A 10,604-nucleotide genomic window follows, 5' to 3' on the forward strand; every position below is an offset into this window, starting at 1 on the left:
TTGATGTTGATTTCCCAATCGAGAAGAAATATACTGTATAAAATCACAGTTATTATGAGAGGCTGCAAATGGCGGTTGAAGTTAAATACGTAGTCATTCGTGAGGGCGAAGAGAAAATGTCGTTTACCAGCAAAAAGGAAGCCGATGCTTATGACAAAATGCTTGATACGGCGGATCTGCTTGACACCTGGCTGACAAATTCTCCAGTGCAAATGGAAGACGAGCAACGTGAAGCCCTTTCGCTATGGCTGGCAGAACAAAAAGATGTGCTGAGCACCATTCTGAAAACCGGCAAATTACCGTCCCCACAGGTCGTCGGTGCTGAATCCGAAGAGGAAGATGCCTCACACGCGGCCTGAAGCAACTTGCGCTCCTGACAATTTGTACCATGCTTTCTCCTGAATCATTGTGCTATGGAGAAAAACATGAAAAAAAGAGGGGCGTTTTTAGGGCTGTTGTTGGTTTCTGCCTGCGCATCAGTTTTCGCTGCCAATAATGAAACCAGCAAGTCGGTCACTTTCCCAAAGTGTGAAGGTCTGGATGCTGCCGGAATTGCCGCGAGCGTAAAACGTGATTATCAACAAAATCGCGTGGCGCGCTGGGCAGATGATCAAAAAATTGTCGGTCAGGCCGATCCTGTGGCATGGGTCAGTTTGCAGGACATTCAGGGTAAAGATGATAAATGGTCAGTACCGCTAACCGTGCGTGGTAAAAGTGCCGATATTCATTACCAGGTCAGCGTGGACTGCAAAGCGGGAATGGCGGAATATCAGCGGCGTTAATGGCCTCTGATAATTCGATTGACCGTCGGCGGATGCGGCGCGAGTGCCTGGTCCGCCCTACAAGGCACCTCAATTGTAGGCCTGAGAAGACGCAACAGCGTCGCATCGGGCAATCAGCATCAAACAATGCCACTCAAAACGTCAAATTACGTTCACCTAAAATACCCTTATCACCTGATATACAGTGAACACCTTACCTGGCGCGAATTTCTTTGAATAACGGCCTGCCGACCCGCTTATTTGCGCATCTTTTGTCTCGATATACATTTTCTGACATCCTCATCCGCTATGCTACAGGCACTAAAAATGGTTATTGAGGAGCAAATATGGCTAACTGGTTAAATCAACTGCAATCCCTGCTTGGGCAAAGCAGTTCTTCTACCTCCTCGTCTGCGGATCAGGGATTGGGCAAACTTTTAGTGCCTGGCGCATTAGGCGGACTGGCTGGGCTGCTGGTCGCAAATAAATCAGCACGTAAACTTCTTACGAAATATGGCACCAACGCGTTGCTGCTTGGCGGCGGAGCGGTAGCGGGTACGGTGCTGTGGAATAAATACAAAGATAAAATTCGCGCGGCGCATCAGGACGAACCGCAGTTTGGCGCGCAAAGTACGCCGCTGGATGAGCGTACGGCACGTTTGATCCTTGCGCTGGTCTTTGCCGCTAAAAGTGATGGTCATATTGATGCCAGAGAACGTGCGGTAATCGACCAGCAATTGCGTGAAGCCGGCGTGGAAGAGCAGGGGCGTTTACTCATTGAGCAGGCAATCGAACAACCGCTGGATCCACAACGCCTGGCTACCGGGGTCCGCAATGAAGAAGAGGCGCTGGAAATCTATTTCCTGAGCTGCGCGGCTATTGATATTGACCATTTTATGGAACGCAGTTACCTGAATGCCCTGGGTGACGCGCTGAAAATCCCCCAGGATGTTCGTGAAGGTATTGAACGCGATCTCGAACAGCAAAAACGTACTTTGGCGGAATAATTCCGCTCTCTGGATAGCCTGAAGTTGACTATTTCGGGCTATCCAGAACCGCACAGCCATTTGAACAGGCTGATCTTCTCTGTCTGCATAACATTCGAAATCCGCGCCATTACCTGTCATCATCTAAGCAATGACTCCCCTGTTTCGCTTGCATCCCCGGTGAGTTTTGCCACCCTTATAAGATGTTTCAACCAGAAAGAACAATAACATGCTACCAAAAGCCGCTCGCATTCCCCACGCCATGACGCTTCATGGCGATACGCGCATCGATAATTACTACTGGCTGCGGGACGATACGCGTTCTCAGCCGGAAGTCCTGGACTACCTGCAGCAAGAAAATAGTTACGGTCATCGGGTGATGGCCTCGCAACAAGCCTTACAGGATCGCATCTTAAAGGAAATCATCGACCGCATTCCGCAAAGAGAAGTTTCTGCGCCCTACATCAAAAATGGCTACCGCTATCGGCATATTTATGAACCAGGCTGTGAATATGCTATCTACCAGCGTCAATCGGCGTTCAGCGAAGAGTGGGATGAGTGGGAAACATTGCTCGATGCCAACAAGCGCGCGGCGCACAGTGAGTTTTATTCGATGGGCGGAATGGCGATTACGCCCGATAACACCATTATGGCACTGGCAGAAGATTTTCTTTCCCGACGCCAGTACGGCATTCGTTTTCGTAATCTGGAAACAGGTAACTGGTACCCGGAACTGCTCGATAACGTTGAACCCAGCTTTGTCTGGGCGAATGACTCCTGGACGTTTTACTACGTACGTAAGCATCCGGTGACACTGCTGCCTTATCAGGTCTGGCGTCACGCCATCGGTACGCCAGCATCGCAGGATAAACTGATCTACGAAGAAAAAGACGATACCTATTACGTCAGCCTGCATAAAACGACCTCGAAGCACTATGTAGTCATTCATCTGGCCAGCGCCACCACCAGTGAAGTTCGCCTGCTGGACGCGGAAATGGCCGATGCCGAGCCGTTTGTTTTTCTGCCGCGACGCAAAGATCACGAATACAGCCTTGATCACTACCAGCATCGGTTTTATCTGCGTTCCAACCGCCACGGCAAAAACTTTGGCTTATACCGTACCCGTATGCGTGATGAACAACAGTGGGAAGAGTTAATTCCGCCACGCGATAACATTATGTTGGAAGGGTTTACGCTGTTTACCGACTGGCTGGTGGTTGAAGAGCGTCAGCGCGGGTTAACCAGTTTGCGCCAAATCAACCGCAAGACCCGGGAAGTCATTGGCATTGCCTTTGATGATCCAGCCTATGTGACCTGGATTGCCTACAATCCAGAACCTGAAACCGCGCGATTGCGTTATGGTTATTCTTCCATGACCACACCAGATACTTTGTTTGAACTGGATATGAATACCGGTGAGCGTCGTGTATTAAAACAAACGGAAGTTCCCGGTTTTGATGCGGCGAATTACCGCAGTGAACACCTGTGGATAGTCGCCCGTGATGGCGTCGAAGTCCCGGTTTCGCTGGTTTATCATCGCAAACATTTTCGCAAAGGACATAACCCGCTACTGGTGTATGGCTACGGTTCTTACGGCGCAAGTATTGATGCCGATTTCAGTTTTAGCCGCTTGAGTTTGTTGGATCGTGGATTTGTCTACGCCATTGTCCATGTTCGCGGCGGTGGTGAGCTGGGGCAACAATGGTACGAAGACGGAAAATTTCTGAAGAAGAAAAATACGTTTAATGATTATCTTGATGCCTGCGATGCATTGTTAAAACTGGGCTATGGCTCTCCTTCGCTCTGTTATGCGATGGGCGGGAGTGCGGGGGGCATGTTGATGGGCGTTGCAATTAATCAACGCCCGGAATTGTTCCACGGCGTTATCGCCCAGGTACCATTTGTTGATGTTGTAACAACGATGCTTGATGAATCAATTCCTCTTACCACTGGTGAGTTTGAAGAGTGGGGGAATCCGCAGGATCCGCAATATTACGAGTACATGAAAAGCTACAGCCCGTATGACAACGTTACCTCCCAGGCTTATCCGCATTTGCTGGTAACGACCGGTTTGCACGATTCTCAGGTGCAATATTGGGAACCGGCAAAATGGGTCGCTAAATTGCGCGAGCTGAAAACCGATAACCATCTTTTATTGCTCTGTACCGACATGGACTCAGGCCATGGCGGTAAATCTGGTCGCTTTAAATCGTATGAAGGCGTAGCGATGGAATATGCTTTTCTGGTCGCGCTGGCACAGGGAACATTACCCGCTAAGCCAGTAGATTAAGTATTTTCCAGATAATGTTTCAGTGTTAAACGCAGCTCCGGGCTCATGCTGTCCAGGTTATTAAATAACCAGCGCAGATAGCCCGGATCGCGTTCGGCAACGTCGGAAACCGCTTTGCCACGGTATTTGCCAAAGGTGAAGGTCGTCATCAACGATGGACGTCCGGTGATATCGGCCATCTGTTCTGCCGTCCAGCCGGAGGTGTTCATAATATCGATAAGCAACGCAGCGGTGATATAACAGTCATACAACGCGCGGTGATGATGCAGGCCCGGCGGCGTCTGTACATTGAGCTTCCGTGTTTTATATAACGCCATATTGCTGTACTTGATCCCTGGCCACAGACGACGGGCCAGTTTCATAGTGCAAATCCACTCACCGGGCATCTCAGGCAGTACGCGGCGGTCAAAGCTGGCGTTGTGCGCGACATACCATTCACTACCGTAATAGTGCGGGATCACATCTTCAATCCACGGTTTATCGGCGACCATGGCTTCGGTGATGCGATGAATCGCCATCGCCTGTGGACTAATAGGACGATCGGGGCGCACCAGGTGGCTCATGGGGTTGACGATTTTTCCGTCAATGACATCAACAGAGGCAATCTCAACGATCCCTCCCTGCAAACCGCAGGTTTCTGTATCGATAATGCGCAACATGGCATGCTCCAGGCCGAAAAAGCCTAGCGTAATGGAATGATATCGCCTTGCCAACCCTGTGATGAACGCTGACCGACTAACAATAATGAACCACGATCGGCGCGAACGATGAGACGACCATGTTCATCCCATAGTGCACTGTTACCACGGGCATTTGCCATCAGCACGGCAATTGAGTACTGATGTGAAAAAAATTGTAAGCGGCGGGTCGACGCCAGCAGGTCGGGTTCCCCCAGACATTGCCCTGTCGTAAATAGTGAACAGGTCGGATCCATATCCATACCTTGCGGTTGTTCATCGACCACCGTGATGGTTCTGGAACGACGGCCCAGACATGCACCATGACTCTGATGGTAGATCCCTGGCGTTTTTCGCCACGGTGCGAACACCGCAATTCCACGAATAAAGCGATCATTATATTCAACGGGAAGGCCGGCAATGATGGTCATTCGCCAGGTCGTTGCAGCATAACAAAGCGGGTCTAACAGCGAGAGATCGGGTGGGGCAGGAAGGGCACGTCGCGAATAATCACACCCCAGTAAAGAAAGCGATGGAAAAACTAACAGCTGACATTGTTGCCTGGCAGCGGCCCTCACAAACTCCAGATGATGAGCTACCTGTTCGGTCAGTGAGGTTTTACGAGGCTCATATTGCGCTGCTGCAACTTTCCAGAACGACATAATGACTTCCTTTTCAAAATGACTGCAAATTATGGGTGCGGTTTAGAAAATACTCATAATTTAGCAGGCGTTATGTAAGAAAGTGTAACTCTGTATAAGTTTTATTTAAGTTTGGGCTCGTAAGGTAAACGTGACAGATTGACCGAAGCCAAACGGTGGGCGATAAGCCGCTCGCGAAACCAGCTGCGCAAATGTTCAGGCTGTTCACGTTCAACCGCTTCAGCGATCACCGGCATATTGTAGCGTTCTTTAAATGCCACCCCGGCTGCCGCCAAATCGACATTCACTTTATCCATTTCTGTTTGATCCAGTTTAGCCAGATTCTTCAGCATTCTTAATCTCCTCATCATTCGCGGGCAAAAGTTACTAAGAGTGAGCCTGGATGGCAAGCCGGAATTGATGATCCTCGACTCAGACATTAGACAAGGTTATGCTCTGTAAAAAAGTTATTACAAAAAGGAATAGATAATATGACTTCAACTGCACGCTCCCTTCGCTACGCGCTGGCAATCCTGACCACTACGTTGGTGACACCTTCCGTCTGGGCACATGCGCATTTAACGCATCAGTATCCTGCGGCAAACGCGCAAGTGACAGCTGCCCCGCAGGCAATCACTTTAAACTTCTCGGAAGGCGTTGAAACAGGATTCAGTGGTGCAAAAATCACGGGGCCAAAAAACGAAAATATTAAAACATTACCGGCGAAGCGGAATGAGCAGGACCAAAAGCAACTGATTGTTCCACTGGCCGATTCGCTGAAACCCGGAACCTACACCGTTGACTGGCATGTTGTTTCGGTGGACGGGCATAAAACGAAAGGACACTACACCTTTAGCGTGAAATAAATCATGCTGGCGTTTACCTGGATCGCGCTGCGATTTATCCATTTCACCTCGCTGATGCTGGTTTTTGGCTTCGCAATGTACGGTGCCTGGCTGGCCCCCTTAACGATTCGTCGCTTGCTGACGAAGCGTTTTCTGCGTTTACAACAGCACGCTGCCGTCTGGAGTTTGATCAGTGCCACTGCAATGCTCGCCGTTCAGGGCGGGTTGATGGGAACGGGATGGTCAGATGTATTTTCGCCAAACATTTGGCAGGCTGTTTTGCAAACGCAGTTTGGTGGTGTCTGGTTATGGCAAATTGTTCTCGCCCTCGTAACGTTGATCGTCGCCCTTATGCAACCGCGGAATATGCCACGTTTGCTGTTTATGCTCACTACCGCGCAATTTATTCTGCTGGCGGGAGTCGGGCATGCGACGCTGAATGAAGGGGTAACGGCGAAAATCCATCAGACTAATCACGCGATTCACCTGATCTGTGCGGCGGCGTGGTTTGGAGGATTACTTCCGGTGCTCTGGTGTATGCAACTCATCAAAGGCCGTTGGCGACACCAGGCTATTCAGGCGCTGATGCGTTTTTCCTGGTGCGGGCATTTTGCGGTGATCGGCGTACTGGCAAGCGGCGTGCTTAATGCATTGTTGATTACCAGATTTCCCCCCACGCTTACGACTTACTGGGGCCAACTCTTATTGCTCAAAGCCATACTGGTGATGATTATGGTGGTCATCGCGCTGGCTAATCGTTATGTTCTTGTACCGCGCATGAGGCAGGATGAAGATCGTGCGGCTCCCTGGTTTGTGTGGATGACTAAACTCGAATGGGCGATAGGTGCGGTAGTGCTGGTGATCATCAGCCTGCTTGCGACTCTCGAACCTTTTTGATGGATTACGAAAATGATGAAAAAAAGTATTCTGGCGTTTCTGTTACTCACCAGTTCTGCAGCGGCGCTGGCGGCACCGCAGGTGATTACCGTCAGTCGTTTTGAAGTGGGTAAAGACAAATGGGCATTTAACCGCGAAGAGGTGATGCTGACATGCCGACCGGGCCATGCGTTGTATGTTATTAATCCGAGTACCCTCGTGCAGTATCCTTTGAACGATATCGCACAAAAGGAAGTCGCCAGCGGGAAGACCAATGCCCAGCCCATTTCGGTGATTCAGATTGATGATCCTAACAATCCAGGTGAAAAAATGAGTCTGGCACCGTTTATAGAGCGAGCTGAAAAACTCTGTTAATTACCTAAAATAGCCTTTTGATTTCCAATAAAAAACCGCCTCAGTTCTTTCACCAGAACAGGCGGTTTTTAACATTTAAGCTGATGACCACCACGCTTTTTATTGACCATTTTGCACGCAAACTGGAAAACCTGGCGTCGTCATCTATTCTTAAAGGGCAAGGCAACTAAGCCTGCATTAATGCCAACTTTTAGCGCACGGCTCTCTCCCAAGAGCCATTTCCCTGGACCGAATACAGGAATCGTGTTCGGTCTCTTTTTATCTGTTAAAAGCCAGAAGCATTCCCTTCGCTGACTTTATAGTCAACCATAACACACACTCTACTGTCTGAGTCCAGCGTTTTTTAACATTCTTGTTAAGATTATGTGATCTTTAGCGCGGGAGGAAAATATTGATGAAACAGCCTGCGCCCGTTTATCAGAGAATTGCGGGTCATCAATGGCGACATATCTGGCTTTCAGGCGATATACACGGTTGTCTTGAGCAGTTGCGCCGCAAATTATGGCATTGTCGTTTTGAACCGTGGCGAGATTTACTTATCTCAGTGGGAGACGTTATCGATCGTGGGCCGCAAAGTTTACGTTGCCTGCAGTTACTGGAACAACATTGGGTTCGTGCGGTAAGAGGCAATCATGAACAGATGGCGATGGATGCGCTGGCATCCCAGCAGATGTCTTTGTGGTTGATGAATGGCGGCGACTGGTTTATTGCGCTGGCAGATAATCAACAGAAACAAGCGAAAACGGCGCTGGAAAAATGTCAGTATTTGCCCTTTATTCTTGAAGTACACAGTCGCACCGGCAAACATGTTATTGCCCATGCCGATTATCCGGATGATGTTTATGAATGGCAAAAGGACGTCGATTTGCATCAGGTCTTGTGGAGCCGCTCACGATTACTTGAAGGCCAAAAAGGGCAGGGAATTACAGGTGCTGATCATTTCTGGTTTGGTCATACACCGTTGCGCCATCGCGTGGATATTGGCAACCTGCATTATATTGATACCGGTGCTGTCTTTGGGGGAGAACTGACTCTTGTGCAATTGCAATAATTAAAAATCACCGTACTCCTGTGCAGGTCGCCAGAAACCATCTATAAAATCCTCAATCGGAAAACAACCGCCATGGCGGATCCGTTGATCGCTCATAGAATAAAGACACTGTTGTTCCGTGTTGTAGACATCCACAACAATATCTTCACAACCGCCATCCAGGTAGCAAACAAAAAGTACCAGCGCGAACATTTCATCCCCGAAGTGTGGTGCCGTACCGTTAAGTTTAGGAGAGATTTTACAACGGGGGAATAACCAGGACAAATAACCCGCCATGCCGACGGGTTCTTTTTGGATCAGGCAAGACGCATAATCCAGGCATCAGATTGTTGATCGTAACGGGTACGGTAAAGGACAGAGTGTTCGCCATTTAGTAGGGCAGGGATACTGGTTTCAGCATCCCAGGCATCCAGTTGCATACATAAATCGGGGTCTGATTTACAAGGAATGGTTAACGTTCGATCACCCGGCGATTCGCCGTGTAATTCGCCGTCGTCGATTTCAAAAGCGCCTATGCGCACACTGGTTTTCATCTTCGTGCTCTCCATTTAGCTGCCGGTTGTGGTACGACCAGTCCGATCGCACCATTTTTCAGCCTAGTTGAGGCAGCCGAATGTGCCAGTCAAAAAGTGCGCTTTTTTTGTGCGCTGTCAGGCGTTACCTGTAAAAAGTTTCCCGTCCCGCACCAGTTCACGCGGGTAGCTGTTTTTCAGTCGCGAACCAATCCGTTTGGCTAAACCAATCGGCTGATGCTGGAAAGTAACCAATACATCATCCGCGACTGGCGCGGCTTGCGGGTAAACATCGCGCCCGCGATACCACTCTTCCGCTTCCTGCGGTGTCAGTTCAAAAGCGTTCACATTGTCGGGGGAGGCAAGGGCAATAACCGCTTCATGCTGCCAGCGATAACCTTTGTTATGTGTTTCGGCAAGTTTAATCCCCAACCGAGAAAATCGGACTTTACCGATCAAGGCTTCAATGCCCACCGGGAACAACCACAGTTCTTTGTCGCGTTGCCAGAGTCGCAGGTTTCCATCCCAGTTTAAGCCAACACTTGCAGCCGCCTGACGAATTTGACCGGCTTCGCGATCTTTCACCGGGCTAAACGGGAAATTGCCCACTTTGTATTTTGGGGCGGGTAAGACGGGGATCGCCTGAGTTTTACGCAGACGAGCAACGAAGAAGCCTTCGCAGTCGTAAATTTGTGGGAAAACATGCAAAAAGCCTTCTTCGGTCAGCGCCTTATTTGCACCAGGGAAGAGATCGCCAAGCGGTATAAACTCTACTGCGTCGGGGTAAGTCTCTTTCAGCCACCGGCAGACGGCTTCATTTTCTTCCTGGTTTAAGGTACAGGTCGAGTAAATCAGCGTACCGCCAGGGCGTAATGCATGAAAGGCGCTGTCGATCAGTTCCCGTTGGGTAGCTGCGATTTCCTGATTGCTTTCTGGTGACCAGTTTTTTAGCGCATCGGGATCTTTACGCACCACGCCTTCGCCGGAGCAGGGAGCGTCCAGCAAAATGGCATCGAACATTTCTGGCACTGCCGCACCAAATACACGGCCATCAAAATGCGTGAGCGCAACATTACGGATGCCACAGCGGCTGATATTGGCATGTAACACTTTTACCCGACTGGCGGAAAACTCATTGGCAAGGATCTCCCCTTCGTTATTCATCCGCGCGGCAATTTGCGTCGTTTTGGAGCCGGGCGCGGCAGCGACATCCATCACCCGCTGTGGTGCATTACCGTCAGCAAACAAGGCGGCGACGGGCAACATTGAACTGGCTTCCTGAATATAAAACAGGCCACTTAAATGCTCGGCGGTACTACCCAATGGCAAGGCATCTTCATCGTCGCGTTCAATCCAGAAACCTTCTTCACACCACGGAATTGGCGTAAGCGTCCAGCCATAAGGGGCGGTTAATTGCAGGAAATCAGCAACGGAGATTTTCAGCGTATTAACGCGAATACTGCGGCGCAACGGGCGCTGACAGGCGGCAAGAAAATCATCAAATGAGAGCGTCGAAGGCATTGCTTCGCGCATTTGTGTCAGAAAGGCGTCCGGGAAATAAACGGTGTGTTGGGCCACGAGCATGTACCA

The 10,604-nt window shown here is 49.8% G+C and carries 14 protein-coding genes; 8 read left to right on the forward strand and 6 right to left on the reverse strand.

The window, feature by feature from the left end:
- Positions 1–68: 68 nt before the first annotated feature.
- The 4 genes from yebG to ptrB all read left to right on the forward strand — a co-directional run bounded on the left by yebG (position 69) and on the right by ptrB (position 4,037).
- Positions 69–359 carry a DNA damage-inducible protein YebG gene (gene yebG, locus BEB42_RS09095; RefSeq protein ID WP_000257738.1) on the forward strand — a complete coding sequence of 97 codons (291 nt, stop codon included), beginning with the start codon at positions 69–71 and terminating at the stop codon, positions 357–359.
- 66 nt (positions 360–425) lie between these two features.
- Positions 426–782: a protein YebF gene (yebF, locus tag BEB42_RS09100; protein ID WP_001295500.1), complete on the forward strand. Its 357-nt coding sequence runs from the start codon at positions 426–428 to the stop codon at positions 780–782.
- Positions 783–1,108: 326 nt separating this feature from the next.
- Positions 1,109–1,768 carry a tellurite resistance TerB family protein gene (locus BEB42_RS09105; protein WP_105267298.1) on the forward strand — a complete coding sequence of 220 codons (660 nt, stop codon included), beginning with the start codon at positions 1,109–1,111 and terminating at the stop codon, positions 1,766–1,768.
- Positions 1,769–1,976: 208 nt separating this feature from the next.
- Entirely contained in the window at positions 1,977–4,037 is a 2,061-nt protein-coding gene (ptrB, locus tag BEB42_RS09110) for an oligopeptidase B (protein ID WP_105267299.1), read from the forward strand.
- On the opposite strand, the gene exoX is transcribed toward ptrB, so the two are convergent.
- From exoX to holE, 3 genes are all read right to left on the reverse strand, one after another.
- Complete coding sequence (exoX, locus tag BEB42_RS09115; RefSeq protein WP_000944256.1) at positions 4,034–4,696, reverse strand: exodeoxyribonuclease X; 663 nt, start codon at positions 4,694–4,696, stop codon at positions 4,034–4,036. The genes ptrB and exoX overlap by 4 nt on opposite strands.
- Positions 4,697–4,719: 23 nt before the next feature.
- Positions 4,720–5,376, reverse strand: a complete 657-nt coding sequence (gene yobB, locus BEB42_RS09120) for a carbon-nitrogen hydrolase family protein YobB (protein WP_000011660.1) — start codon at positions 5,374–5,376, stop codon at positions 4,720–4,722.
- Between the two features lie 101 nt (positions 5,377–5,477).
- Positions 5,478–5,708 (reverse strand): DNA polymerase III subunit theta, encoded by a 231-nt coding sequence (gene holE / locus BEB42_RS09125; RefSeq protein ID WP_000916763.1) that lies wholly within the window; start codon positions 5,706–5,708, stop codon positions 5,478–5,480.
- 138 nt (positions 5,709–5,846) lie between these two features.
- Here holE and yobA point away from each other — a divergent pair, with 138 nt between their 5' ends.
- The 4 genes from yobA to pphA all read left to right on the forward strand — a co-directional run bounded on the left by yobA (position 5,847) and on the right by pphA (position 8,502).
- The gene (yobA, locus tag BEB42_RS09130) at positions 5,847–6,221 is read left to right on the forward strand and encodes a CopC domain-containing protein YobA (RefSeq protein WP_000204701.1); all 375 of its coding nucleotides are present in this window, start codon (positions 5,847–5,849) and stop codon (positions 6,219–6,221) included.
- 3 nt (positions 6,222–6,224) lie between these two features.
- On the forward strand, positions 6,225–7,097 hold the full coding sequence (gene copD / locus BEB42_RS09135) for a copper homeostasis membrane protein CopD (RefSeq protein ID WP_000879324.1): 873 nt from the start codon (positions 6,225–6,227) through the stop codon (positions 7,095–7,097).
- A 12-nt stretch (positions 7,098–7,109) separates the two neighbouring features.
- The gene (locus BEB42_RS09140; protein WP_000976467.1) at positions 7,110–7,451 is read left to right on the forward strand and encodes a YebY family protein; all 342 of its coding nucleotides are present in this window, start codon (positions 7,110–7,112) and stop codon (positions 7,449–7,451) included.
- A gap of 394 nt (positions 7,452–7,845) precedes the next feature.
- Positions 7,846–8,502: a protein-serine/threonine phosphatase gene (gene pphA, locus BEB42_RS09145; RefSeq protein ID WP_105267300.1), complete on the forward strand. Its 657-nt coding sequence runs from the start codon at positions 7,846–7,848 to the stop codon at positions 8,500–8,502.
- On the opposite strand, the gene BEB42_RS09150 is transcribed toward pphA, so the two are convergent.
- From BEB42_RS09150 to rsmF, 3 genes are all read right to left on the reverse strand, one after another.
- Entirely contained in the window at positions 8,503–8,694 is a 192-nt protein-coding gene (locus tag BEB42_RS09150; RefSeq protein ID WP_001296140.1) for a YebW family protein, read from the reverse strand.
- 104 nt (positions 8,695–8,798) lie between these two features.
- On the reverse strand, positions 8,799–9,035 hold the full coding sequence (locus tag BEB42_RS09155) for a YebV family protein (protein ID WP_001295499.1): 237 nt from the start codon (positions 9,033–9,035) through the stop codon (positions 8,799–8,801).
- A 117-nt stretch (positions 9,036–9,152) separates the two neighbouring features.
- Positions 9,153–10,592, reverse strand: coding sequence for a 16S rRNA (cytosine(1407)-C(5))-methyltransferase RsmF (gene rsmF / locus BEB42_RS09160; protein ID WP_105267346.1), 1,440 nt, complete (start codon positions 10,590–10,592; stop codon positions 9,153–9,155).
- Positions 10,593–10,604 lie beyond the last annotated feature (12 nt).

The sequence above is a fragment of the Escherichia sp. MOD1-EC5990 genome (assembly GCF_002965285.1).
Classification (GTDB): Bacteria; Pseudomonadota; Gammaproteobacteria; order Enterobacterales; family Enterobacteriaceae; genus Escherichia; species Escherichia coli_F.